At 62.4% G+C, this 26,074-nt stretch carries 21 protein-coding genes; 13 read left to right on the forward strand and 8 right to left on the reverse strand.

What is annotated here, in order from left to right:
• The first annotated feature begins 56 nt into the window (after positions 1 to 56).
• From AC3CBN_RS13675 to moeB, 4 genes are all read left to right on the forward strand, one after another.
• A complete protein-coding gene (locus tag AC3CBN_RS13675; RefSeq protein ID WP_488633560.1) occupies positions 57 to 701 on the forward strand; it encodes a YfgM family protein in 645 nt (214 codons plus the stop codon).
• A complete protein-coding gene (gene bamB / locus AC3CBN_RS13680) occupies positions 698 to 1,924 on the forward strand; it encodes an outer membrane protein assembly factor BamB (protein ID WP_488633561.1) in 1,227 nt (408 codons plus the stop codon). The genes AC3CBN_RS13675 and bamB overlap by 4 nt, the downstream gene beginning before the upstream one ends.
• A gap of 23 nt (positions 1,925 to 1,947) precedes the next feature.
• The gene (gene der / locus AC3CBN_RS13685; protein WP_488633562.1) at positions 1,948 to 3,345 is read left to right on the forward strand and encodes a ribosome biogenesis GTPase Der; all 1,398 of its coding nucleotides are present in this window, start codon (positions 1,948 to 1,950) and stop codon (positions 3,343 to 3,345) included.
• 93 nt (positions 3,346 to 3,438) lie between these two features.
• Positions 3,439 to 4,605 carry a molybdopterin-synthase adenylyltransferase MoeB gene (moeB, locus tag AC3CBN_RS13690; protein ID WP_488633563.1) on the forward strand — a complete coding sequence of 389 codons (1,167 nt, stop codon included), beginning with the start codon at positions 3,439 to 3,441 and terminating at the stop codon, positions 4,603 to 4,605.
• Here moeB and AC3CBN_RS13695 read toward each other — a convergent pair.
• Positions 4,602 to 5,168, reverse strand: coding sequence for a GNAT family N-acetyltransferase (locus AC3CBN_RS13695; protein ID WP_488633564.1), 567 nt, complete (start codon positions 5,166 to 5,168; stop codon positions 4,602 to 4,604). The genes moeB and AC3CBN_RS13695 overlap by 4 nt on opposite strands.
• Positions 5,169 to 5,232: 64 nt before the next feature.
• On the opposite strand from AC3CBN_RS13695, the gene folD reads away from it, so the two are divergent.
• The 3 genes from folD to guaA all read left to right on the forward strand — a co-directional run bounded on the left by folD (position 5,233) and on the right by guaA (position 9,460).
• Positions 5,233 to 6,102: a bifunctional methylenetetrahydrofolate dehydrogenase/methenyltetrahydrofolate cyclohydrolase FolD gene (gene folD, locus AC3CBN_RS13700; RefSeq protein WP_488633565.1), complete on the forward strand. Its 870-nt coding sequence runs from the start codon at positions 5,233 to 5,235 to the stop codon at positions 6,100 to 6,102.
• A gap of 113 nt (positions 6,103 to 6,215) precedes the next feature.
• Entirely contained in the window at positions 6,216 to 7,673 is a 1,458-nt protein-coding gene (gene guaB, locus AC3CBN_RS13705) for an IMP dehydrogenase (RefSeq protein ID WP_488633566.1), read from the forward strand.
• A 206-nt stretch (positions 7,674 to 7,879) separates the two neighbouring features.
• On the forward strand, positions 7,880 to 9,460 hold the full coding sequence (gene guaA, locus AC3CBN_RS13710; RefSeq protein ID WP_488633567.1) for a glutamine-hydrolyzing GMP synthase: 1,581 nt from the start codon (positions 7,880 to 7,882) through the stop codon (positions 9,458 to 9,460).
• A 78-nt stretch (positions 9,461 to 9,538) separates the two neighbouring features.
• Here the strand turns inward: guaA and AC3CBN_RS13715 are convergent, their stop codons facing one another.
• On the reverse strand, positions 9,539 to 10,240 hold the full coding sequence (locus tag AC3CBN_RS13715) for an SDR family NAD(P)-dependent oxidoreductase (protein WP_488633568.1): 702 nt from the start codon (positions 10,238 to 10,240) through the stop codon (positions 9,539 to 9,541).
• Positions 10,241 to 10,261: 21 nt separating this feature from the next.
• Positions 10,262 to 11,125 (reverse strand): NmrA family NAD(P)-binding protein, encoded by an 864-nt coding sequence (locus AC3CBN_RS13720; RefSeq protein ID WP_488633569.1) that lies wholly within the window; start codon positions 11,123 to 11,125, stop codon positions 10,262 to 10,264.
• Positions 11,126 to 11,272: 147 nt separating this feature from the next.
• On the opposite strand from AC3CBN_RS13720, the gene AC3CBN_RS13725 reads away from it, so the two are divergent.
• Together AC3CBN_RS13725 and tadA are read left to right on the forward strand one after the other, a co-directional pair.
• Positions 11,273 to 12,184: a LysR family transcriptional regulator gene (locus tag AC3CBN_RS13725; protein WP_488633570.1), complete on the forward strand. Its 912-nt coding sequence runs from the start codon at positions 11,273 to 11,275 to the stop codon at positions 12,182 to 12,184.
• 28 nt (positions 12,185 to 12,212) lie between these two features.
• A complete protein-coding gene (gene tadA, locus AC3CBN_RS13730) occupies positions 12,213 to 12,701 on the forward strand; it encodes a tRNA adenosine(34) deaminase TadA (protein WP_488633571.1) in 489 nt (162 codons plus the stop codon).
• A 6-nt stretch (positions 12,702 to 12,707) separates the two neighbouring features.
• Here the strand turns inward: tadA and AC3CBN_RS13735 are convergent, their stop codons facing one another.
• From AC3CBN_RS13735 to AC3CBN_RS13745, 3 genes are all read right to left on the reverse strand, one after another.
• Complete coding sequence (locus AC3CBN_RS13735; protein ID WP_488633572.1) at positions 12,708 to 13,622, reverse strand: CHAD domain-containing protein; 915 nt, start codon at positions 13,620 to 13,622, stop codon at positions 12,708 to 12,710.
• Positions 13,623 to 13,691: 69 nt separating this feature from the next.
• Positions 13,692 to 14,507 carry an NAD-dependent protein deacetylase gene (locus AC3CBN_RS13740; protein WP_488633573.1) on the reverse strand — a complete coding sequence of 272 codons (816 nt, stop codon included), beginning with the start codon at positions 14,505 to 14,507 and terminating at the stop codon, positions 13,692 to 13,694.
• Complete coding sequence (locus tag AC3CBN_RS13745) at positions 14,494 to 15,270, reverse strand: HAD family hydrolase (protein ID WP_488633574.1); 777 nt, start codon at positions 15,268 to 15,270, stop codon at positions 14,494 to 14,496. The genes AC3CBN_RS13740 and AC3CBN_RS13745 overlap by 14 nt, the downstream gene beginning before the upstream one ends.
• A 258-nt stretch (positions 15,271 to 15,528) precedes the next feature.
• On the opposite strand from AC3CBN_RS13745, the gene AC3CBN_RS13750 reads away from it, so the two are divergent.
• From AC3CBN_RS13750 to AC3CBN_RS13765, 4 genes are all read left to right on the forward strand, one after another.
• A complete protein-coding gene (locus AC3CBN_RS13750; RefSeq protein ID WP_488636733.1) occupies positions 15,529 to 17,967 on the forward strand; it encodes a glycoside hydrolase family 3 protein in 2,439 nt (812 codons plus the stop codon).
• A 350-nt stretch (positions 17,968 to 18,317) separates the two neighbouring features.
• On the forward strand, positions 18,318 to 20,747 hold the full coding sequence (locus AC3CBN_RS13755; RefSeq protein WP_488633575.1) for a TonB-dependent receptor: 2,430 nt from the start codon (positions 18,318 to 18,320) through the stop codon (positions 20,745 to 20,747).
• Positions 20,748 to 20,938: 191 nt separating this feature from the next.
• Positions 20,939 to 22,543 (forward strand): tryptophan halogenase family protein, encoded by a 1,605-nt coding sequence (locus AC3CBN_RS13760; protein ID WP_488633576.1) that lies wholly within the window; start codon positions 20,939 to 20,941, stop codon positions 22,541 to 22,543.
• 127 nt (positions 22,544 to 22,670) lie between these two features.
• A complete protein-coding gene (locus AC3CBN_RS13765; protein ID WP_488633577.1) occupies positions 22,671 to 23,477 on the forward strand; it encodes a helix-turn-helix domain-containing protein in 807 nt (268 codons plus the stop codon).
• A gap of 16 nt (positions 23,478 to 23,493) precedes the next feature.
• On the opposite strand, the gene ccoS is transcribed toward AC3CBN_RS13765, so the two are convergent.
• Together ccoS and AC3CBN_RS13775 are read right to left on the reverse strand one after the other, a co-directional pair.
• Positions 23,494 to 23,688: a cbb3-type cytochrome oxidase assembly protein CcoS gene (gene ccoS / locus AC3CBN_RS13770; RefSeq protein WP_488633578.1), complete on the reverse strand. Its 195-nt coding sequence runs from the start codon at positions 23,686 to 23,688 to the stop codon at positions 23,494 to 23,496.
• Complete coding sequence (locus AC3CBN_RS13775; protein ID WP_488633579.1) at positions 23,685 to 25,901, reverse strand: heavy metal translocating P-type ATPase; 2,217 nt, start codon at positions 25,899 to 25,901, stop codon at positions 23,685 to 23,687. Before AC3CBN_RS13775 ends, ccoS begins: the two co-directional genes overlap by 4 nt.
• Positions 25,902 to 26,074: the final 173 nt, after the last annotated feature.

Consider the following 26,074-nt stretch of genomic DNA (forward strand, 5'->3'; position numbering starts at 1 on the left):
CCCACCACAGGCACGTCGCAAGTGCCTTCGGTGTGTGGTTCCCCAAGGGTGATTGCATGGCATTTGAAGCGTACGACGATTACGAACAGAGCGAACGCGTACAGCAGTGGCTGCGCCAGAACGGCCTGTCCATCGTCGTCGGCATTGCTATCGGCCTCGTCGGTATCTTTGGTTGGCAGCAGTGGAACAAGCACAAAGCCGATCACCAGGCCGATGCCGCCAATCTTTACCAGCAGGTTCAGGTCGCAGTGGCCGCGGGCAAAGCGGACAGTGCCGACTCGCTCGTCGAGCAGTTGCTCAAGGATTACACCGACACCCCTTACGCCATGTTTGCCGCGAGCGATCGCGCACAGCGTCAGGTGCAGGCCAAGCAGCTGGACAAGGCCCTCGATTCCCTCAGCTGGGCCGAGAGCCATGCCGGCGATGCCGGCTTGAAGGCGCTGGCTCAGTTGCGCACGGCGCAGGTGCTTCTGGCGCAGGGCAAGGGCGCCGATGCGCTCGCCGCGCTCGATCGCATGCCGCCGAAGAGCTATGAGGGCGTGGCACAGGAACTACGTGGCGATACGCTGGTCAAGCTTGGGCGACCGGACGATGCCCGCAAGGCATATGTAGCCGCCAAGGCGGCGCTGGGCGAGAACGCGCCTCAGAGCGTGCAGATGAAAATCGATGATCTGGCCGTGGCCGGGAAGCAGGGTGCATGAAACCTGAAGTGATGAAGCGCGGTGCGATGAAGCGCGTATGGCTCGTGGCGCTGACCTCGTTGGTGGCCCTTGCCGGTTGCCACTCGTTCAAGAAGGAAAACGTCCAGCCGCCGACGCCGCTGGGCAAGGATTTCAAGCCCACCGTCCAGCTCACCCGCGTCTGGACCAACAGCGTGGGCGATGGCTCTGGCGAGAGCGGCGTGCGCCTGCGCCCGGCTTTCGCCGATGGTGTGCTTTATGCCGCCAGCACTGACGGCAAGCTGGCTGCATTCGATGCGGCCAGCGGCAAGACGCTTTGGTCCAAGAGCTCGCGCACGCAGGGTTGGTTCGGCTGGGGCGACAAAAAGCGCGCCGATGCGCTTTACGCTGGCGGTCCGATGGTATCCGGCGACCTGCTGGTGGTCGGCACGCTCGATGGCCACATCTACGGCATCAACGCGAAGGACGGCAGTCCTCGTTGGGAGTCGGTGGTCAACTCGGAAGTGATCTCCGCGCCGGTCATCGCCAACAACATGGTCATCGCTCGCACCCAGGATGGCCGTCTGTATGGTTTTGATAGCACCACCGGCGAGCGCCGCTGGGTTTATGACCAGGACAGCGTGCCGCTGCTCAGCTTGCGCGGCAACGGTCCGCTGCTGGCTGCCAACGGTGTGGTGTTCTACGGTAGCGACGCCGGCAAGCTGGTCGCGTTGCGACTGGACAACGGTGACAAGCTGTGGGAACAGGCGCTTGCCAGTGGTGAGGGTCGTACCGAAATCGATCGCCTGAGCGACGCCGACGGCGCCATCCTGCTCCAGGGCAGCACGCTGTACGGTGCGGCCTATCACGGCAATCTGGCAGCGGTCGATGGCCCCAGTGGTCGTCCGTTGTGGGCACGTCCGTTCTCCACCTTCACCTCGATCGACATCAACAACAACGCGCTGTATGGCGTCAACGATGAGTCGCAGGTGTGGGCATTCGACAAGAACGGCGGCGCCGACATGTGGAAGAATGACGCGCTCAAGTATCGCTGGCTCACCGGTCCCGCCGTGCAGGGCGACTACGTCGTCGTGGGCGACCTGGAAGGCTACGTGCATTGGCTGCAGACCGGTGACGGCGCGCTGGCCGGGCGCGAGCGCCTGTCCAAGAAAGCCATTCGCGCCCAGCCGCTAGTGGTGGGTGACATTGTGTACGTCGAAGACGTGAAGGGCCGCATCGGCGCTTATCGTCTCGGCGCGCGCTAACCGCGCAAAGGTTGTAGTCCATCATGTTGCCCGTCGTTGCCCTGGTCGGTCGTCCCAATGTCGGTAAATCGACCCTATTCAATGCAATGACGCGCAGTCGTGATGCCCTGGTGGCTGATATGCCGGGTGTCACTCGAGACCGCCACTATGGCGTGTGCCGCACCGGTACACGTCCGTTCGTGGTGGTCGATACCGGTGGTCTGTCCGGTGTTGAGGAAGGCATGGATGCGCTGACCGCACAGCAGGTGCGCTTCGCCATCGAAGAGGCGAACGTGCTGGTGTTCGTGGTGGATGCGCGCGATGGCCTGCTGCCGCAGGATCGAACCATCCTTGACGAACTGCGTCGCAGCGGCAAGCAGATCATTGCCGCGGTCAACAAGACCGATGGCCTCGACTTGCAAACCGCCATGGCGGATTTCACCGTGTTCGGCATCGCCAACACGTTGCCGCTGGCAGCCGCGCATAACCGTGGTACTGAGGACCTGGTGGACGCAGCGATCAAGCTGTTGCCCGAGGACCACGAGGAAGCGATCGAGGCTGGCGAGGATGGCAGCATTCGCGTTGCCATCGTCGGTCGCCCGAATGCCGGCAAGTCCACGCTGATCAATCGACTGTTGGGCGAGGATCGCCTGATCGTCTCCAGTGTGGCCGGTACCACTCGCGATCCCATTCGCGTGCCGCTGGAGCGTGACGGCAAGCGCTACACGCTAATCGATACCGCCGGCGTGCGCCGCAAAGCGCGCGTGGAAGAGGCGGTGGAGAAATTCAGCGTCATCAAGACGCTGCAGTCCATGGCCGCTGCCCAGGTGGTGGTGGTGATGATCGATGCGCGCGAAAACCTCGCCGACCAGGATCTCACCCTGATCGGTCACGCCGTCGACGAGGGCAGGGCGCTGGTGATTGCCGTCAACAAGTGGGACGGCATGGACCAGTACCAGCGCGATCAGTGCCAGCGTGCACTCGAGCGCCGTCTGGTCTTTGTGGATTGGGCCAAGACCGTATTTATCTCCGCACTGCATGGCTCGGGCTTGCGCGAGTTGATGCGCTCGGTGGTGCAAGCACATCACGCGGCGACCAAGGAACTCAGCTCGTCCGAGCTCACCAAGACGCTGGAGCTGGCCTACGAGGGTTACCAGCCACCGCTGGTGCGCGGTCACGTGCCCAAGCTGCGTTTTGCGCACCCAGGCGGCAACAACCCGCCGACCATCGTCATCCACGGTAGTCGTACCAAGCACATCGCTCCGGCCTACCGGCGTTATCTGGAAAACTTCTTCCGTAAACGCTACAAGCTCGAAGGCACGCCGGTTCGCATTGCGTTTCGCGATGGCGAGAACCCGTTCGCAGGCAAGAAGAACGTGCTTACCGACAGCCAAAAGCGCAAGCGTCAGCGCATGATCCGCGAGATGAAGAAGCGCAAATAAGGACGCATCCGCGTCGTTCTGGTTTTCGGCAGAACGGCGATTCCATGGATGGCGCTCTTGGATGGCTGGTCGCTCCGGCCGTAAGCTACTCCAATGACAAGCCTTGACCGCGATCGTTGGCTGGACGCGTTGCGCGCCAGCATTTCCGAGATTTCCCCGGCCGATGCCTTGGTGCGACAAGCCCAGGGCAGTCTGTTGATTGACGTGCGCGAAGACGGCGAGCGTGCCAGCGGCACGCCGGCGGGCGCGGTGGGGTTGTCGCGCAGCTTCCTGGAACTGCGCATCGAGCAGGTTGAGGCAGATCGGCAGCGTCCTATCCTGTTGCTGTGTGGGAGCGGGCAACGATCACTGCTTGCGTCCGAGACGCTGCAGCGCATGGGCTATAGCCAGGTGATGTCGGTGTCCGGCGGCTTCCAGCGCTGGAAAGCGGAAGGCCTGCCCGTGACGCAGGGTGGATTGGATAGCGATGCGGCCGAGCGCTATGCGCGCCAACTGCAGCTGCCACAGGTGGGCGAGGCGGGACAGGCCAGGTTGGCTGGGGCACGAGTGGCCATGCTTGGCGCGGGCGGCCTTGGCGCCCCGGCGGCGCTTTATCTCGCAGCTGCGGGCGTGGGGCAGCTCACGCTGATCGACGATGATCGGGTCGAACGTTCCAACCTGCATCGCCAGGTGATTCATGCAGACGCCCGGGTCGGCATGCCCAAGACCGAGTCTGCTCGCATGACCCTGGTCGCGCTCAATCCTCGCGTGCGAGTGGAGACATGCACCGAACGTCTGCAGGCAGACAACGTGGAGCGTCTGCTCGCCGGCCATGACCTGGTGATCGACGGCGCCGACAATTTCCCCGCTCGCTATTTGGTAGCCGCCGCGTCGCAGCGCTTGAGCATGCCGATGGTCTACGGCGCGGTAGAACGCTTTACCGGTCAGGTCAGCGTGTTCGATCCGCGGCGCGAAGATTCGCCGTGTTATCGCTGCCTGTTCCCCGAGCCGCCCTCGGCGGCCGAGGCACCCAATTGCAGCGAAGCAGGTGTACTGGGCGTCTTGCCGGGCATCGTGGGGCTACTGCAGGCGGCGGAAGCGCTGAAGTTGATCCTTGGCATCGGCGAACCGTTGGTAGGGCGCTTGCTGGGTTTCGACGCGCTGGTCATGCGTTTTCGCGAGACGCGCTTGCTGCGAGATGCCGCTTGCCCGGGTTGTGGCGAGGGCGTCGTGTTTTCCGGCTATCAGGACATTGCGGCGCTCTGCGCTGCGGCAGGCTAAGCGAGGTCGCCGGGCAGTAGGCCATAGACCGCCGCATCCATCGGGGCCCCTCGGACCACCAGCCGATGGCGTGCCATTCCTTCAAAGCGGGCGCCGGTCTTTTCCGCGCAACGGCGGCTTGCCAAGTTGTCGATCGCCACGACGATCTCGATGCGAAACAGGTCCAAGGTGGCAAAGCCAAATGCGGCCGCGGCGCGTACGGCCGCCGGCGCCACGCCCTTGCCTTGGGATTGTTCGCGTATCCAGTAACCGAGATTCGCACTGCGGTGTTCGCGGTCGAGCCGGTTGATTCCCACGCCTCCCAGCAGCTTGTTGCCTTCATCGAAGATCCCGAAGGCATAGGGTTCGCCACGCACCCAGCCGGATTGGCAATGCTCGATCCAGGCAACCGCGTCTTCCCAGGCGTAGCCCTCATGGCACCAGGGAAGCCAGCGACCGACCGTCACGACCGATTCCCGGGCAGCCTCATACAACGCTTCGGCATGCGCCGGTTGCCAGGAGCGCAGACGCAGTCCCGGGGCAACGAGTTCGAAAGAGGCTGGCAGGTATTTGACGGTGAACATTCGATCCGTTTGTGTGCGTACGAGTGAGCCGGGATAATACGTCTCTTTGCAGGCAGGCCCGACCATGACCGCACGCATCCTCGACGGCAAACGCATCGCGCAGGAACTCATGGAGCGGATCGGGCGGCGTGTCGCCGAGCGCAAGGCCAAGGGCCTGGACGAACCCGGTCTGGCCGTGGTGCTGGTGGGTGATGACGCAGCATCTTCGGTGTATGTGCGCAACAAACGCAAGGCCTGCCACCAGGTCGGCTTCCGATCCTTCGATTTCGATCTGCCGTCAAGCACGAGGCAGGAAGAGCTGTTCGCGTTGATCGATCGACTCAATGCCGATCCGGCCGTAGACGGCATCCTGGTGCAGTCGCCGTTGCCCGATCACATCGACGAAGATGCTCTGGTCGATCGCATAGATCCGGGCAAGGACGTGGATGGTTTCCAGGCGGTGAATGTGGGGCGCTTGGCGCTACGTCGTTTCGGTTTGCGCCCATGCACGCCGCGTGGCGTGATGACATTGCTGGGTCATACCGATCGTCCGGTGCGTGGGCAGCATGCGGTGGTGGTGGGCGTGTCCAACCATGTGGGCCGCCCGCTCGTACTGGAGTTGCTGATTGCCGGCTGCACGACCACCTGCTGCCATCGCTTCACACGCGATCTTGAGCACTTCGTGCGCCAAGCCGACATCGTGATTGTCGCCGTCGGCAAGCCCGGCCTGGTGAAGGGCGAATGGATCAAGCCCGGTGCTGTGGTCGTTGACGTGGGCATTAATCGCCTGGAAGACGGACGACTGGTGGGAGACGTGGATTTCGCCGCAGCGGCGGAACGAGCAAGTTGGATCACCCCGGTGCCGGGTGGCGTTGGACCGATGACGGTAGCCACGTTGCTGGAAAATACGCTGGAAGCGGCGGAAGCTCGCGCGCTTCTGCATCGAGGCAGCTAAGCCGCGTTTTGGCGCGGCGATCGTCGCGCCTGCGGCAACAAACCGTTCATGCAGCGTGTGGCGAGCCCTCAGCGTTCTGCGTATAATCCTCTCTTTGCAGCGGGACTTTTCGCATGCGCATCCTCGCCGAGGCTCTCACCTACGACGATGTTTACCTCGTTCCGGCCCATTCGGCCGTTCTGCCACGTGACGTAGACACCTCCACGCGGCTTACCCGAAACCTGCGCCTGAACATCCCCATCGTGTCCGCCGCCATGGACACGGTCACCGAAGCCCGCCTCGCCATCACCATGGCCCAGCAGGGCGGCATCGGCATCATTCACAAGAACATGACCGCCGAGCAGCAGGCCGCCGAAGTGCGTCTGGTGAAGAAATTCGAAGCCGGCGTTATCCGCAGTCCGATCACCGTCGGTCCGAACACTTCGATCCGCGAAGTGCTGCAGCTCACGCGTGCGCACAACATCTCCGGCGTGCCGGTGGTGGATGGCGAGAAACTGGTGGGCATCGTGACCAGCCGCGATCTGCGCTTCGAGCGCAAGCATGACGACCCGGTGCGCAACATCATGACGCGCCAGGAGAAGCTGGTGACTGTGGGTGAGGGCGCCAGCCAGGACGACGTGCTGCAGCTGCTGCACAAGCACCGCATCGAAAAGGTGCTGGTGGTCAATGACGACTATCAGCTACGCGGCTTGATCACCGTCAAGGACATCCAGAAGGCCCGCGACAACCCAAACGCCGCCAAGGATCGCCTCGAGCGTTTGCTCGTTGGCGCCGCGGTGGGCGTCGGAGGTGATACCGAGCAGCGCGTGGAAGCATTGATCGAGGCTGGCGTCGACGTGCTGGTGGTCGATACCGCCCATGGTCATTCGCAGGGTGTGATCGAACGTGCGGCGTGGGTGAAGAAGCGCTACCCGCAGGTGCAGGTGATTGCCGGCAACATCGTCACGGGTGAAGCGGCGCGTGCGCTGCTCGATGCAGGTGTCGATGCCGTCAAGGTTGGCGTAGGCCCCGGCTCGATCTGCACGACGCGCGTCGTCGCTGGCGTGGGCGTGCCGCAGATCACCGCGATTGATCTCGTAGCCACCGCACTGAAGGACGAGATCCCGCTGATTGCTGATGGCGGCATCCGCTACTCGGGCGATATCCCCAAGGCACTCGCCGCTGGTGCATCCACCGTGATGCTCGGCTCGATGTTCGCCGGCACGGAAGAGTCGCCCGGTGACGTGGAGCTGTTCCAGGGCCGCTCGTACAAGAGCTATCGCGGCATGGGTTCGCTGGGCGCGATGGCGCTGGGTTCCAAGGACCGGTACTTCCAGGAAGAGGCTGACGCCGACAAGCTCGTGCCGGAAGGTATCGAAGGTCGCGTGCCGTACCGTGGCCCGCTGCACAACATCATCCATCAGCTGATCGGTGGTCTGCGTGCGTCCATGGGCTACCTGGGTACAGCTACCGTCGAGGACGTGCGTCACAAGGCGCAGTTCGTGAAGGTGACCAGCGCCGGCGTGACCGAGGCGCACCCGCACGACATCCAGATCACGAAGGAAGCGCCGAACTATCGGCTGAATTCGTAAGGGTCGGGCATACGGAGTGAGGATTAGCCACTCCTGTGTCGACTTCGCCCAACGATTGAATCTCTGGGAATGCTCGGACTCGGTCGTCATTCCAGCGAACGCTGGAATCCAGCGTCTTTCGCGCCTTGCAAGGCACTGGATCCCAGCTTTCGCTGGGATGACGGGCGACGAGCCATCCTCTCACCCGACTTATGGTTCCCGTCTCCATGACCGACATCCATAGCGACAAAATCCTTATCCTCGACTTCGGCGCGCAGTACACGCAGCTGATCGCGCGCCGCGTGCGCGAGATCGGCGTCTATTGCGAGATCTGGGCGTGGGACCACGATCCAGCCGAGATCGCCGCGTTTGGTGCCAAGGGCATCATCCTGTCCGGTGGCCCGGAATCGACCACATTGCCGGGCGCCCCCAGGGCACCGCAGCAGGTCTTCGATTCGGGCCTGCCTATCCTCGGTATCTGCTATGGGATGCAGACGCTGGCAGCGCAGCTGGGCGGTGCTACTGAAGCGGCAGACGCGCGCGAGTTCGGTCATGCGGAAGTGGATATCACCGCATCGAGCCGCCTGTTCGCCGGGCTGAGCGACCACGGCGACAACCATCGCCTCGATGTATGGATGAGCCACGGCGACCACGTATCAAAGGCGCCGCCGGGTTTCGTCATCACCGGCACCACCGATCGTATTCCGGTGGCGGTGATGGAGAACGAGGATAAGCGCTGGTACGGCGTGCAGTTCCATCCGGAAGTGACGCACACCAAGCAGGGCAATGCGCTGCTTAAGCGTTTCGTCACGGAAATTTGCGGCTGCCAGGCGTTGTGGACCGCCGCGCACATCATCGAGGACCAGATGGCACGCGTGCGTGCGCAGGTCGGCGGCGATCACGTGCTGCTGGGCCTTTCTGGCGGCGTGGATTCCTCCGTAGTGGCGGCGCTGCTGCATCAGGCCATCGGCGATCAGCTGACTTGCGTGTTCGTCGATACCGGCCTGCTCCGCTGGAAGGAAGGCGACCAGGTGATGGCCACCATGGCCGAGCACATGGGCGTGAAAGTTATCCGCGTCAATGCCGCCGATCGCTACTTCAAGGCGTTGGAGGGCGTGGCCGATCCGGAGGCCAAGCGCAAGATCATAGGCCGCCTGTTCGTGGAGATCTTCGACGAGGAGTCGACCAAGGTCACGGCGGCGGGTGCGGGTCATGTGAAGTGGCTGGCGCAGGGCACCATTTATCCGGACGTGATCGAATCGGCCGGCAGCAAGACCGGCAAGGCCCATGTCATCAAGAGTCACCACAACGTCGGTGGCTTGCCGGAGCACATGAAGCTCAAGCTGATCGAGCCGTTGCGCGAACTGTTCAAGGACGAAGTGCGCCGCATTGGCGTGGAGCTGGGCTTGCCGCGTGAGATGGTCTATCGCCATCCGTTCCCGGGCCCGGGTCTGGGTGTGCGCATCCTGGGCGAAGTGAAGCCGGAGTACGCCGAGCTGCTGGCTCGCGCCGATGCCATCTTTATCGAAGAGCTGCGCGCCTGGGATCTGTACGACAAGACCAGCCAGGCTTTCGCGGTGTTCCTGCCGGTGAAGTCGGTGGGCGTCGTGGGTGACGCTCGTGCTTACGAGTGGGTGATCGCACTACGTGCCGTGGAAACCATCGACTTCATGACCGCGCACTGGGCCCATTTGCCCTACGATTTCCTTGGCAAGGTTTCCAATCGTATTATCAATGAGTTGCGCGGTGTTTCTCGTGTCGTTTACGACATCAGCGGCAAGCCGCCCGCAACCATTGAATGGGAATAGGACGGCGGTATAGATCGCTGATCCATGCTTCTTAAGAATGTCACGTAATTTATTGAAATTAAGCGATATTATTCAGTGTCACCACGGCACCGTTTTTCCGCGGTAGTCCAGATAGCTCAGGCCGCCTCGACCGGCCTGGGCGCTGATGACGTCGACCACACGGGGAATGCTTTCCTCGATTTCCAGCTCGGCATCCGGTCCGCCCATGTCGGTGCGGACCCAGCCGGGAGCGATGAGCAACAAGGTGCGCGGATCGTTGCTATGGCGGGCGGCAAAGCTGCGCATCAAGGTGTTGAGGGCAGCCTTGCTCGCTCGATAGGCCTCCCAGCCGCCTTCGAGGTTGTCTCCCACGCTGCCGAGCTCGGACGACATGATGGTGATCGTGCCAGTAGCGGGCACCAGCACCTGAAGCGCTTCCACCACGCGCATGGGGCTCAGCGCATTGGTGACCATCATCGCCACGAAGGCTTCGGTACTTACCTCGTCGATGGACCTGTCAGGGTCGATGGCGATGCCGGCGTTGACGAAAAGCAGGTCGAGCCTGCGGCCGCGTAGCCTTCCCTGCAAGGCGGCCAGCTCTTCGGTCTTGTTGATATCTACGGTCTCGATCTCCAGCCGTCCTTCCGCTGACGCGGCAAATTCGTGCAACTGGGTGTGCCGGGTACTGCGCACCGTAGCGATCACCTGCCAGCCTCGCGCCAGATATTCCGCCGCGAGGGCGAGGCCAAGGCCTCGCGAAGCGCCGACGATCAGGGCGGTGGATGCGTGAGTGGAAGACATGGGGATTTCCTCGTGTGGCACTTACGGCTGACGTTCGACCAATGCACGCAACACGGTGTCCAGCCCGACCGTGCCCTTCATTGAGCCGGATTCCCCCTGTTCGAAGTCGATCCAGCCCTCGTTGAAGCCTTCCAGCATGCGTATGCGCGCCTCAGGATGCTGCATGCCCTGTGCACGAAACAGCATTTCCCAGCCTTCCCTCGGCACCGGTTCCATGTGCACCGGATGGCCCAGCACACGAGCGAACGCCATACCGACGTCATGGGCTGAGTAGCGGCGGGGGCCTTCCAGTTCGACGATGCGGGTGCCGCTCCAGTCCTCCTGCAGGACGGTTGCCACGGTTCGTCCGATGTCGGCAGTCGCGACCATCGGGATGGCATGGTCCAGCGGCTGCAGAAAGCTCTGGATCACGCCGTTACGGGCGGCAGCCACGTCCCATGCCGCGTTTTCCATGAACCAGGCAGCACGCACAAAGGCGACGGGAACGGACAACTCTCGAAGAGCCTCCTCGATCAGGCGCGAATTGTTGAGCAGCGAAAACTCTTCGGCCTGCGCACCTACCGTCGAAAGGAAAACCACCTTGCCCGGACGAGCCGTTTCGATGGCAGTGCGAAGGATGTCGACCATCGCGTGGATGCGCGGGAAGCCGGGCGCCGGATCGTAGTCCGGCGGTTGCATCAGGAAGACGCCCTTCGCACCGCTGAAGGCAGCCGCGAGGCTGGCTGCATCGTCGATCGATGCGACAGCGGCTTCGCAACCCGTGGCGATCCAGGGCCCGGCCTTGGCGATATCCCGGACGACTGCGCGAACCGGCTGCCCTGCGTTGCGCAGATGGCGCGCCACCTGTCCGCCTACCTGGCCGGTAATTCCCATGACGGTGAACATGTCGAAATCTCCAGAAGTGGCGGCGATGTACCGCGTTGGCGTGCATTCTGGATCGCGCCATTACATTTCGCGATAACATGAATGTCATTTAATAAATGACGAAAAGGCATTAATGACATGGCCTTTGACGAGCGCATCTTGAATGGCATGAGCGTTTTCGCCGCGGTGGTGGCCAGCGGCAGTTTCGCGGCGGCAGGCGAGGCGCTGGATATGTCCCAACCGGGCGTCAGTCGCGCGATTGCAAGACTGGAAACGCGGCTTGGCATCCGGCTGTTCGACCGCACGACGCGCTCGGTCAGCCTCACCGATGAAGGTCGTCGGCTCCACGCGCAGATCGTGCCTCTGCTAGCCGGGTTGGAGGATGCTGCCTCGGGCGCATCGCAAGGCGCGACCGCGGTGCGCGGCCGCCTGCGGGTTCATGTTGATCCGTACTTCTCCCGAATGATCCTTGCCCCGCGCCTGGGGGAGTTCATGGAAACCCACCCGGATCTGCAGGTAGAGATCGCCACCCGCGATCAACTGGGCGATCTGGTCGCAGATGGATTCGAACTGGCTGTGCGATTTGGTGAGCCAGCCGTTTCCAGCCTGGTCGCGCGTCGCCTGCTGGATACGCGGATTCTCACCGTGGCAGCACCGTCCTATCTCAGGAAACACGGACAGCCGCGTTTGCCGCGCGAATTGGAAGACAGTCAGCACGTGTGCATCGAATTTCGCGATCCGGTGACCGGGCGCACTTTTCCCTGGGAGTTTCATCGAGGGCGCAGAAAGCTCTCGGTAAAAACGGCCGGCCGACTGATCGTCAACGACGGCGGCACCATGCACAGTGCCTGTCTGGCCGGATTCGGCATCGCGCAGATCATGGCCATTGGCGCGGAGGAATGGATCGCCGATGGACGACTCGTGGTGCTGTTTCCCGAATGGTCCGATGAGCGTTTTCCACTGTATGCGCTCTATCCCTCGCGCCATCACATGTCAGCGAAAGTGAGGGCGTTTCTCGACTTCGTCGTCGCAATCACTGCCGCAGATGCGGGGCAGGGCAGCCGTCCGGCGATAGAATAAGCAGCCTTGGCATCAACCACCGCATCCAATGACCGACGACATCCAGCTTTCGCCCATTGCCTTTTCACCCGAGGACGAAGGCCATATGCGCCACGCGTTGCAGTTGGCTGCACACGCGCGCGATGCCGAGAACGAGGTGCCGGTGGGTGCGGTACTGGTGCAGGAAGGTGAAGTTATTGGCCTGGGCTGGAACCGCAACATCACCCTCAACGATCCGAGTGCGCACGCGGAAATCATGGCGCTGCGTGCGGCAGGTGAAAAGTTATCCAATCACCGCATGCCAGGCGCCACGTTGTACGTGACTTTGGAGCCATGCGCGATGTGCTCGATGGCGTTGGTGCACGCGCGCATCGGACGTGTGGTGTACGCGGCAACCGATCCGAAGACCGGCGCGGCAGGCAGCGTGTTCGATACGCTGATTTCCGACCGACACAACCACCGCGTAGCGGTGGAGGGTGGGCTGTTGGCCGAGGAATCATCGGTCATGCTGCGAGAATTCTTCCGCGCCCGCCGTTGAAGCGAATCAATGGGTGCGTTCGCGCCAGTACTGGCCCAGATGATCCAGCTTGGCCAAGGTCTGCGTGGCCTTTTTCTGTGCTTCGTAGGCAGTGCGCTTGGCCCAACGGCGGAATGGCTTTACGGGAGCCTTCTCGTCCTTCGCTGTAACAAAGGCACCCAGTAGTTTGCGCCCCATCATGCGGTCGTGAGCAAGACCCAGATGAGTCTGTAGATCCGCCAGCTGTTTCAGCCATGCTGCCGAAGCCTGTTTCGGAAATGCGTGCTGGTACAGCTCGATGCTGTAACGCAGCTTCTTGGTGGCGCTGCGCAGGCGGTGCAGCCGTTTCTGACCGCCATCGAGCTGGTCTGTGCGTTTCTTCAGCGTGTTGTAGCGCTGCTCGATCGCCGTGGCAGCCGCCGTGCGAACCATGCTGTCGGTCGGCGGTTCAAGCGAATGCACCCAGTGGTGCCAGGCTCGCAGCGGCGTGGCGAGACTGTGCCTCTTCACCGTGATGACGGCTTGTTGATGGGCATGCTGCTGTTGCTCCATCAGCGCATGCTGGACGGCATCACCGCCAACGATCTTGCCGGCCTCATTGTCGAAGAACGCGGGCAGCGTTTCCTGCGCCAGAATGTCGATATCGCGGCATTGCCCGGTGGCTTCGCGACAGGTGCGCAGATAGGTCTGCACATCGTTCAGATCGTCGTCCGAGAATCTGGCCACGTCTTTCAGCGTGGCAGTAACCCTGCGCAGATTGACACGCCACGTATGCAGCAGCTTGGGGTCGTATGGCTCTTGGAGCAGTCGCTTGCGCGCTTCGAGCGCCTTGGCCAGATAACCATCCAGGGCCTGGCGAATGTGATCGAATGCCGAGGGAACGTCAGCCCTGGCCTTGGAATGGGCCGCTGTAACACGCGATGGCTGCAGCCTGGCACTCATGGGGTAATTCCCAGACGACTGGGCTGTCTACTTTGCATCAATTTATGACAACGCGCGAGTGGTGCCTGCCTAGGCGATGAAGGAGAGTGCCTCGGCGCAGGGTTGTTCGATTTTCAGGCTCAGAAGGGAATCGGCGCGAGTCCGCCCCAGGTTCACCGCGGCTATCGGTTTGCCGTCGCGCGCTGCGGCCGCCACGAAGCGATAACCGGAAAAGACCATCAATGAAGATCCCACCACGAGCACACCGTCGGCGTCGTTCAGCGATGTGATGGCCGCGTCAACACGATCGCGTGGCACGCCCTCGCCAAAGAACACGACATCGGGCTTCATGATGCCGCCGCAGGTCGGGCAGGGCGGAATGTCGAAGCTGGAGAAGTCCTTGCCGTCCAGATCCGCGTCGCCATCAGGAGCATCGCCAGCGTCCAGCAGTGCCCACGCGGGGTTGCGTTCCACCAATGCCTGCTGGAACGTGTGGCGTGGCAGGCTTTGCGCACAGGACATGCAGCGCACTTCGTTCAGCCGGCCATGCAGGTCGATGACATGGCGATGCCCGGCGGCTTGATGCAGGCCATCGACATTCTGGGTAAGCAGTGCCGTGATGCGCCCCTGCCGTTCCAGGCGCGCCAGGGCGTGGTGCGTTGCATTGGGCTGCGCGTTGCCGAATCGGCGCCAGCCCACCAGGCTACGTGCCCAATAACGTTGGCGGGTGCGGATGTCGCCCATGAAGGCCTGGTAGGTCACCGGCTGCGGCCGCTTCCATCCGCCTTCGGTGTCGCGATAGTCCGGAATGCCCGAGTCAGTGCTGCAACCTGCTCCGGTCAACACGAAGAGACGGGGGTGGGCCTCGATGAAGCTGCGCAGGTCGTCGCGGTTACGCTGGGGCACGGGCCTGAAGCTCCTCGATCGCGGCGGCGATGTTGTGCGGACTTTCGATTTGCGCGACGCGCAGGGCGTGATCGACGAAATCCGAATCGGCCTCGTGGGCCCATGTGACGTGATAAGGCATGTACACGCCCCAGCCACCCAATTGCACGACGGGTGCAATGTCGGACCGCAGCGAATTGCCAACCATGGCGAAGTGCTCTGGCGCGATATCGAACTCGGTGAGCACGCGGCGGTAGGCGCGATCGTCCTTCTCCGAAACGACCTCGATGCGGTGAAACAGGTCGGCAAGGCCGCTGCTGGCTACCTTTTGCTCCTGATGGAACAGGTCGCCCTTGGTGATCAGTACCACGCAATGTTTTGCGGCAACGGCTTCCACCGCGTCGCGAATGCCGGGCAGCAACTCTACCGGATGGGCCAGCACCTGCTTGCCGATCTCGATGATTCGGTGCAGATGGGCAGCGCTGATGCGCGACTGCGTGATCTCGATGGCAGCCTCCAGCATCGACAAGGTCATGCCTTTGGCACCGTATCCGAATAAACGAATGTTGCGGCGCTCGGTAGCGAGCAGGTGATCGCGCAGACTCGCATTGGCCAGGTCGACGTAGTTGCCGATGACCTGTTCGAACTCGTCATGCGCCGACTGATAGAAGCCTTCGCTGTGCCATAGCGTGTCGTCGCCGTCAAAACCCACCAGCTTTATCACGTCAATCACCTGCACCCATACCGAGAACCACGCCACCAGATGGCCTGGAATTGGCGGCATTTTCCCATAAATCAATGGTTTCGCCTCAAGGGCGGCTCGAGCAGACCGTGGCGAATCGCGGTTTTGGCGGGTTCGGTCGGCTTGTTGCGTCGCAAATTGACAGCGCTGTCATTTCTGGCAGTCTGACGCGACTTCGGTTCCAAGGGGGAGCCGCTTCGCGCCTGTGGGGAGAGCACCGTGCCGTTGTGCGTCCGTCGTTTGCGTTACGTCCCGACTGTTCTGGCCACGACACTGATCAGCTTGCTGGGCGGCAGTGCCATGGCTGCCGTCGACACCTCCGTACATCCCGAGCAATGGCCGCGTGCCACCTGGCCACTGCCGAAGGATGCCGTGCTGGAACAGCGTGTCACTGCGCTGATGGCGAAGATGACGGTGGAGGAAAAGGTTGGCCAACTGATCCAGGCCGACGTCCTCAGCGTGACCCCGGAGGATGTGCGCAAGTACCGACTGGGTTCGATTCTTGCCGGCGGCAACTCCAGGCCGAACGGCCAATTGCTCGCCAATGCCGAGCAGTGGAAGGCCTTGTCCGATGCGTTCTACCAAGCTTCGATGGACACCCGTGGTGGCCACGTGGCGATCCCGCTGCTGTTCGGCATCGACGCCGTGCATGGGCATAACGATACCGTCGGCGCCACGTTGTTCCCCCAGAATTCGGCATTGGGTGCCGCGCACAATCCGGCGTTGATGCGCGAGATCGGTGCCGCCACTGCGGAAGAAGTACGCGCCACCGGTATCAACTGGACATTCGCGCCTACTCTCGCCGCGCCGCAGGACGTGCGGTGGGGCCGTTCGTACGAAGGCTACTCGCAGGATCCCCGGTTGGTCGCGCAGTATGCCGTCGCCATGGTCGAGGGCTTGCAGGGCAAAGTGGGCACGCCGCAGTTCCTCGACAGCTCGCATGTGGTCGCCTCGGCCAAGCACTTCCTGGCCGATGGCGGCACGAAGAACGGCAAGGACCAGGGCGATGCCGAGATCAGCGAAGCGGAGCTTCGCACCGTGCATGCGGTGGGCTATCCACCGGCGATCGACGCTGGCGTGCAAACGGTGATGGCCTCATTCTCCAGCTGGAATGGCCAGAAGATGCACGGCAACAAGGCGTTGCTCACCGATGTGCTCAAGGGCCGCATGGATTTCCAGGGCTTCGTGGTCGGCGACTGGAATGCACATGGACAGATTCCGGGTTGTACCAACGAGGATTGCCCAGCCTCCATCAATGCAGGCGTCGACATCTTGATGGCGCCCGATAGCTGGCGTGGCCTCTACGAGCACACGTTGGGTGAGGTGAAGTCAGGCGCCATTCCGATGGCGCGTGTGGACGATGCGGTGGCGCGCATTTTGCGCGTCAAGTTTCGCGCGGGCCTGTTCGAAGCCGGCGCGCCGTCCACCAACCCGTTGGCGCTACGGTCGGCCGAAGTGGTTGGCAGTCCGGCACATCGCGCACTCGCGCGACGTGCCGTTCGCGAGTCGCTGGTACTACTGAAGAACAGCGGCGGATTGCTGCCGCTCGATCCACGCAAGCGCGTCCTGGTGGCGGGCGATGGTGCAGACAATATCTCTCGGCAGAGCGGCGGTTGGACGTTGACCTGGCAGGGTGCGGGCCTTCGGAACGAAAACTTCCCGGGCGCGCAATCGATCGGTGCTGGCATCGCGGAGCAGATGAAGGCGGCTGGCGGTCACGTCGAAATCGCTGCCGACGGGCGTTTCAGCAGCAAGCCCGACGTTGCTGTGGTGGTGTTTGGCGAGGATCCATACGCCGAGTTCCAAGGTGACATTCCAAATCTGATGTATCGCCCCGGCGATGATCACGACCTCGAATTGATCCGTCATCTTCGTGGTGAAGGCATTCCGGTCGTGGCGGTGTTCCTGAGCGGACGCCCGTTGTGGATGAATCGCGAGATCAATGCAGCAGATGCGTTTGTCGCGGCATGGCTGCCGGGCAGCGAAGGCGGTGGCGTGGCGGACGTGCTGCTGCGTACGCGCGATGGACGTATCGCCAACGATTTCCACGGCAAACTAGCCTTTGCATGGCCGCGTACGGCAGTGCAGGGGCAGGGCAAACCGCAGTTCGCGCTGGGGTACGGCCTCACGTATGCCGATCATGCCGCCGTGCCGAGACTGCCCGAGGTTTCCGGAATTTCCGGCGAGCAGATTCCGATCGGCAACTATCTCGATCGCGGCAAGGCGGTGCACGGCTATACCTTCACGCTGGTGGGTGCGGACGAAGCGTCCGTTTCGGGAGACGTATCGCCCGTCAGCACTACCGATGACGGCTTGCGCATGACGGCAGTCGACTACAAGGCGCAAGAGGATGCACGTCGCTTCATATGGAGCAATGACCTGGCACGTTTGTCGATCCATGCGCGTTCGCCCATGGATCTGGATCGCGAAACCAATGGTGATGTGCTGCTGGTAACCACCATCCGGGTGGATGCATTGCCGACGCAAGATGCCTGGGTTGGCATGGGTTGCGGCAAGAGTTGCCAGGGCCATGTCGCCCTCGGTCCGCAGCTGGCCAAGCTTGCGCCGGGGCAATGGATACGTATCGGCGTTCCGCTCAAGTGTTTCCGAGCGGCTGGCGCCGACATGCATCACATCGACACGCCGTTTATGTGGGGAGCGGGGAAGGGTGCGCAGCTGGTTTTCAGCCGCGCAGCGCTTGGCACGGATGTGGACAAGGTCATCGACTGCGCCAAGTAGGGCACTGCAGTCGGGGGCGGTGGTCGGTGGCTTGAAGAGTCTGAGTATCAGCTTGTAGGAGACGCTGTCTTCATGCATTGGACGCCAAGACGGCTATTTGCTCTGCATCATAAATATGGGCGCGAATGGCCTTCGATGTTTCGTAAAGCAAGCTGTATCAACAGTTTTGACGTGCCTGGTTCGCTTGTTGCCATGCGTCAAGCTTCTGCTGGAAAACCGTTTTATGATCTGCCTATGACAGCGCTGTCATTTTGATGTGGCGGCGCGGCCATAGGGGGCTAAAACGATCGTCGTCATCGTCGAGGGCGGTGACATACAACTATCCGAACGATTTATTAGAGGGGAAGCTAATGAAGCTGCGTTACTCGGCGTTGTACATCGCTATGTCGCTGGTGCTCGCGCCGGGCACAGTGCTGGCAGCGGATCAGGATGCGTCGTCCCAGGGTCCGTCGACTCAGGGCTCGGCTCCGGCGGAGAAGAAGGTCAAACAGCTGGACGCGATCCAGGTGAATGCGACCAAGCGCGAAACGCCGTTGCAGAAGACGCCGGTGGCCGTCAGCGCCATTACGCCGGATACGCTCGACAAAGAGCGCGTGATGACGGTGCAGGATCTGACCAAGCTGGTCCCGGGTCTGCAAGGCACCTCGCAGGGTGATCACGGTGTGGTCACGCTGACATTGCGCGGCATCGGCAACGACAGCGCCAAAACCGAGTACGCGGACCCCGAAGTGGCCACCTTTGTCGATGGCGTGTATTCGGCGCGCGCCGAGGCCGCCTCCGGCCTGTTGCTGGACATGGACGGCGTGGAAGTGCTGCGCGGCCCGCAAGGCACGCTTTGGGGTCGCAACTCAACGGCAGGCGCGATCAGCTTTCAGACGGCCAAGCCGGACATCAATGCGGGCTTCTATGGAAACGCGGAGATCGATGCGGGCAACTACAACCAGATGGGCGCGCGCGCCGCGGTGAACCTGCCGATCAGCAACACGTTCGCGATGCGCGTGGCCGTTGTCCACGAGCAGCACGACGGCTACGTGGACTACCAGAATCCCGGTGCGCTGCTGCCGTCGGTGGCGTCGCAGCAGGCTGCCTATCTCGCCTCCGGCGGGACCGCGGCCAACTTCCGCCCGATCGATCCGAGCGTGTACGTACAGGGTGGCGACAAGTACAACTCGCAGGACCAGTCCGCTGCTCGCGTGAGCGCATTGTGGCAGCCGAACGAGGCGTTCAAGTGGAACCTGTCGTACGAGTACTTCATCGATCGCGGCACGCCTGACATGAGCCTGATGCAGACGCCGCGCCAGGGTCAGGATTTCTGGTCGGCATTGATCGACACCGCGCCATACTTGAATCGCAACTCCGGCACATTCCGCAGCCGCATGGACTGGAACATCAACGACGGCATGCAGTTGAGCTACGTGGCGGGTTACAACCACTTCTCGGGCAAGAGCCAGTTCGACCAGGATTCCGGCGTGCAGGTGCCCACCAGTTTCAGCACGGGCGCCGCCAACCAGAACGACCGCACCAACTACTCCAACTACAAGAGCTACAGCCACGAATTCGACCTGCGCTCGATGGGGCAGCAGACCATCGACTGGATCGTGGGCGCGTACTACGGCTACGAAGACAACGACATCCGTTTCGATATCCCGATCATGAACGGTACGCAGTACGGATCGGTGTCCTGGCAGGGTTCCTTCATCCAGCCGAAGGAAACGGTGGAGTCGACGGCGCTGTTCGGCCAGGCGACCTGGCACATGTCCGACCACTGGCGACTGACCGGTGGCATGCGTTGGTCCGATGATGAGAAGAAGAACATCGGTGGTCGCGGCTGGGGCTGGGATTACGACCCGACGGTGCCGCAGGTGCCGATCGCTGTGAGCACCATCCCGAGCGCGGCAACGGGCTTCGCCGTGTCGACCTACAACGACGCCAAGTACAGCGATGACGAAGTCACCTGGCTGGGGCGCATCGATACCGACATCGGCGACAACGGCCTGCTGTACGGCAGCATCTCCACCGGCTACAAGTCGGGCGGCACGCAGGACGCCGGCACGCTGTACAAGCCCGAGAAGCTGACCAACTACGAAATCGGCACCAAGTTTGCGTTCCTCGACGGCCACATGACGTGGAACAGCGCGTTCTACTACGAGGACTTCAAGGACTTCCAGCTGTCGGCGCCAATTACCTATCCGAATGGCAACCGCGGCCTGGGCTTCAATAACGTCAGTGGCAGCACCAAGGTGCTCGGCTTCGAATCGGAGCTGGCCTATCAGCAGCAGGATGATCGCGCGACTTTCGTGCTGTCCTATATCCCAAAGAAAGAACTCGGCACGCTGGTCTACGCCGGTAGCAACGACTACCAGGGCCTGCCGGCCTGCGCACCGCAGTCGGGCATCGCCAGCTGCATGGACATCAGCGGCAACGACCTGCCGCATGCGCCCACGTTCTCGCTCACGGCCATCTACGAGCACGACTTCCATCTGGGCAACGGTGGCCGCCTGACGCCGCGCTTCAGTGGCCAATATCAGACCGACCAGTGGCTGAGTGCGTTCAACCTCGGTGACGGCGACAAGCAGAATGCGTACTTCCGCGGTGATCTCTCGCTGCGCTACACCGAGCCGCAGGACCGCTGGTGGGTGAACGCATACGTGCAGAACTTCACCGACGGCCGCGTGCGCACCAGCGCAGGTCGCTTCCTGGTTGCGCCGGGTTCGTTCGAGTACGTGTCGCAGTACCTTGCACCGCGCACTTACGGCGTGCAGCTTGGCGTCTGGTTCTGACGAAGCACACGCGACGCCCATGACCTGGGCGTCGCGGTTGGTTTGCCGTTCTACCGGCCCTGTCCCTCAAGTGAAGGGCAGGGCATCCCTCCCCAGAATGGCGTTTGGCCGGGTCCCGGTGGGGGACCCGGTCTCTTTCAAGATCTTGCCATGCGCAGCATCGGACGCAGCCATCAGCGAAGGGAACACACATGTCGCGAATGAAGAAAGTGCTGGTGGTCGGCGGCGGTACCGCCGGATGGCTGGCCGCCTGTTACCTCGCCAAGGCAGTCAATGCCGCGGATCCCGAAGGCGTGCAGGTGCATCTGGTGGAGTCGAGCAACATCGGCCTGCTGGGTGTCGGTGAGGCGACGTTCCCGTCGATTCGCGGAACCTTGTCCGCCATCGGCCTCGACGAACGGCGTTTCCTGGTGGGCGCCACGGCGACCTACAAGCAGGGCATCCACTATCGTCATTGGGTCAGGCCGCCCGCCGCGCCGGGCAGCGATCATTTCTTCCACCCGTTCAGCCTGCCAAGCCAGCGCCCCGGAGGACCGGAGCTGCTGCCGTACTGGCTTCTGGGTGCCGCGCCTGAAGGCATGTCATTCGCCGATGCGGTGACCATGCAGAGCATGCTGGTCGATCACAATCGCGGCCCCAAGCGCGCGAAGGACCCTGACTATCAGGGGCCGATGAACCATGCCTTCCACTTCGACGCTGCCTGTTTTGCCAAGGTGCTGGCAGAGCACGGACAAGAAGTGCTCGGCGTCAAACGCCATGTCGCGACCGTCGAGCGCACTGAACTCGATGAGCACGGTGCGATTGCGCGCGTGATCACCTCCGAATTGGGCGAGCTGACTGCCGACCTCTATGTGGACTGCACTGGACTGCGCGGCACCTTGATCGGTGGCGTCATGCAGTCGCCGTTTCGCAGTCGCCGCGACGTGTTGTTCGCCGATCGCGCCGTGGCGATGCAGGTGCCTTATGCGCAGCCTGATACGCCGATCCCGTCGTACACCATTTCCACCGCGCAGGAGGCGGGCTGGATCTGGGACATCGGGTTGCAGAAGCGTCGCGGCGTCGGCTACGTGTATTCCTCGCGGCATACCGACGCCGAGCGAGCCGAGGAAGTGTTCCGTCGCTATCTCGGCGCGGCGGGCGAAGGGCTGAAGGCCATGCACATCAAGTTCGAGACCGGCTATCGGCCGGAACACTGGCGCAAGAACTGTGTCGCGGTCGGTCTGGCAGGTGGCTTTGTGGAGCCGCTGGAGTCCACCGGCATTGCGCTGATCGAACTGGCGACCTATCTGCTCACGCATCTGTTGCCGGGCGACACCGACGACATGGAGCGCGCCGCACGCCACTTCAACGAGATGATGGTGGCGCGCTACGACCGCATTATCGATTTCATCAAGATGCACTACTGCCTGAGCCAGCGACGCGATTCGCAGTTCTGGATCGACAACGCCGATGTCGCCAGCATTCCGCAAACACTGCAGGACAAGCTCGCGCTATGGAAACATCGCCCGCCGCATCGTCTGGATTTTGTCAGCGACCTGGAGATGTTCCAGGTAGCCAGCTGGCAGTACGTGCTCTACGGGTTGGAATTCAAGACCGATCTTGAGTCGATGCGTCACGCCTATCCGCGTTTTGAGGAGGCGCGCCACGAGTTCGCGATGATCCAGCAAGTGGCCGCGCATGCCGCGAACGACTTGCCTGGCCATCGTGAACTGGTCGAACAGATGTGCCGGGAACATCTGCAGCGTGCAGGTGCGCCAGCCTCGCGTGATGACGTTCAGGCAACTCCCGTGGCTTGAGCCTTCGATGCTTTCTGTCACAGGCGGTGCGCCCGTCTGCCTGTGACAAGGGGCCGCAGGCCGGCCACTCCACGTCATGCTGGCTAGAATGGCGCCTTATCGCCACAACGGCAGCACATCAGACTTCATGGCCACTGACAACATCCTTACCCAAGGGCAGACGAGTTGCAGCGAGAGATGCGGCGACGAGCCATCCTTCTGCGGCAGTTGCGCGTTCTCGGAAGCGTGTCTGTCCAGCGGCTATGGCAAGGGTGACCTGGCTGCGCTGCATTGCCTGGTTGAACATGTCCATCAACATGCGACTGGCGAGCACGTCTTCCGTCGCAACGAGCCGTTCCGCGCGATCTATGCCGTGCGATCCGGCAGCGTGAAGACGTCGTTGTACGGTCGCGACGGTCGTGAACAGGTGCTCGGCTTTTATCTGCCAGGCGAGATCATCGGCCTCAACGGCATCTATCCGGATTGCTATCCATGCGATGCGTTGACACTGGAGAAGACCGAGTTCTGCCGCTTTTCGTTTCCTGCCATGAGCAGTCTTGCCTCGGCCTTGCCGGTGGTGCAGCAGCATCTGTTCCGTTTGCTTAGCAAGGAACTTGGCATGGCCAGTCTGCTTGCGGGCGAGCACACGGCAGACGAGCGTGTGGCGTCTTTCCTGGTGGATTTGAGCGAGCGCCATGCACGGCGAGGGTTGTCGGCAGATCGATTCCGCCTGACCATGTCGCGTAGTGATATTGCGAGCTATCTGCGGTTGGCGCCGGAGACTGTCAGTCGTGTACTGAGTCGTTTCCGCGCACAAGGCTGGGTGGCTATTACGGGGCGTGACGTCGAGCTTCGGCAGATAGATGCGCTGAGCGATACCGGCCTGGTTTTGCGACCGGCGCCTGCCGCGTCGCGGACTGGGCATGTCAGTGTTGTCTTGGAACACGCACGCTGATTGCGCCAACCGTTTATCAGGAGTGGTCGTCAGCCTCGTCATTGGCTGCCGCTTGCGCTGTTGATGGCGCTTGTTCTTCCTCCATCAACGGCAACACGCCGGGGCTGTCCAGATCGTCGAATTGCTGATGGTTCACCGCCCAAAAGAAGATCGCGATCGCGGTAGCGACGATCAACAGCGTGACAGGGATAAGTACAAGCAGGATGTTCATGCGCGCAAAACCGGAGTTGCTTCCCGGTCGCGTCCAATGCGCCAGGCATTAACGACCACCGCCAGGGAACTGAGCGACATGCCGATGGCTGCGAGCCACGGCGGCACCAGCCCGAAAGCGGCAAACGGAATCGCACAAAGGTTGTAACCCAACGACCAGCGCCTGCCTTGCGCGATCGCCTGCTGAACCTGCCGGGCCACGGCACGCGCTTCAACCAGACCATGCAGGTTGCCATGCAACAGCAGCAGGTCTGCATGCGCCTGAGCCAGTTCCGTACCCGTGGCCAGCGCCGCGGAAACATCAGCGCCCGCCAGCGCAGGTGCGTCGTTGCTGCCATCCCCTACGGCCAACGTGATGCGGCCATTGGCTCGTGCCGTCTGCAGTAGTTCGAGCTTGTCGGCTGGTGTCTGTCGCGCATGCCATGTGTCCAGCCCGAGCGCGCTGGCAGTCTCCGCAACACGCGATGGTGAATCGCCGCTTGCCATCACGATGTCCATCCCGCTTTCACGCAATGTATCGATGGTGAGCAAGGCATCCTTGCGCAAGTCTTCGCGCAGGCAGAAGGATGCGAGCGCGCCATCCTCATCGGCCAGCCAGAGGCGACTGTCAAATGTGGATTCGGTGTCTGGCAACGCAAAAGCGGCACGACCCACGCGCAAATGGCGGCCTTCGACCAGGCCGCTTACGCCACCACCGGGCGTGACCTGTACTGCATTGGCGTGCAGGAATAGGCCCCCGCTTGCAGCCTGCGCGACGGCGCGCGCGACCGGATGCGAGCTTTCGCGCGCTAGCGAAGCGGCTTCGGCCAACAGCAATGCGGCATCCTTTCCGCATCGTGCTTCGATGGAAGCCTTGTCGAGCTGCGGCGTGGTCAGCGTACCGGTCTTGTCGAAGAGGGCAAGATCGACGCGATCAAGCACAGCCAGCGCCGCGCTGTCGGTAACCAGTACGCCTCGTTTCGCCAATACGCCAAGGGCGCGCGTGAGTGCGCTTGGAGCTGTAAGGGCAAACGCGCACGGGCAGGCAATGACTAGCACGGCTACCGCGGAAGCAAAAGCTCGCGATGGGTCGAACAGCAGCCAGCCAGCGGCGGTCGCCAGGGTAAACGCCAGCACGCGGCAGACAAAGCGACGAAGCTCGGCGTCAGCTCGCGGCATCGCCGACTCGCGTGCCAATCGCGCGCGTGCACCGAGCGCACCGATGCGCGCAGCAGCCGTCTCGTCGCCACTGTGTTCGACGCGGAGTTGTGCTGGCCCGCTCAATAGCACGCTTCCGGCCACCAGGTGTTCACCACGGTATCGCGTCACCGGTGTGGATTCGCCAGTCAGCCACGCCTCGTCCACTTGCACGGACATGCTTTCGAGCAGGCCATCGGCGGGTACCGTGGCGCCCTCGGCAATGTGCACCTTGTCGCCCGAAAGAAGCTCGATCGCCGGAACTGTTTCGAGGCTTCCATCGGGCCGGCGGCGCTCGGCGAGCATGGGGGTGCCATCGATCACGGCATCGCCCAGCGCAACACTGTGATGGCGCGCGCGAAGCTCGACGTAACGGCCCGCTAGCAACAGGAACACGAACATGCTCACCGAATCGAAATAGATCTCGCCCGTACCGCGCAGGGTACTGATCGTGCTGGCAATGAAGATCAGCCACACCGCCAGCGCGACCGGCAGATGGATACCCAGCCGCCGCCCGCGCAGCTCCTTCAGTGCGCCAACGGTGAACGGATGGGCCGAGTAGAGCACCACCGGTAGCGTGGATATAAGGCTCAGCCAGCGAAACAGTCCGCGCGTGGTGAAGTCGACAAAATCGACCACGCCGATATAGATCACGAATGCATAAGTCATCACCTGCATCGCGCACATGCCAGCCACCAGCAGGCGCTTAAGCATGTCATGCGCTTCGCGCGAGCGCGCATCGTCGATGCTGTCGCTGCGAAGCGGCTGGGCGACGCAACGCATCGACGCAAACGTTTGCAGCAGCGCGGGCAACGACGTGCGCTGCTGATCCCATACGACGCGCACGCGCTGCGCCGGCGCATCGACGCTGACACGCCGCACGCCGGGCAGTGCATAGATGGCTTGCTCCAAACGCAGGATCTGCTGCGCACCCTGTAGCGAATCAACGCGAAGCGCCACCTCGCTCTGCCCATCGCGTCGGCTGCGCAGCACCTGTGCTGCGAGCCGGGGATGTGTCCATGCATCGTAGGCGGTCATGGCGATGGCGACGGCGGATGGCTGCTGTGCGAGCTGGAGGGCACACCGAACACCGCATGTGGCGCATCGACGGGTTCATCGGCGTGGCGCGCACCCAGCACAATCATCCATACGCATCCAGCCAGTGAGGCTGCGAAGACCCCCGCTCCCAGCCACAGTACCGGCTGGTGGTA

The organism is Dyella sp. OK584 (assembly GCF_057787755.1).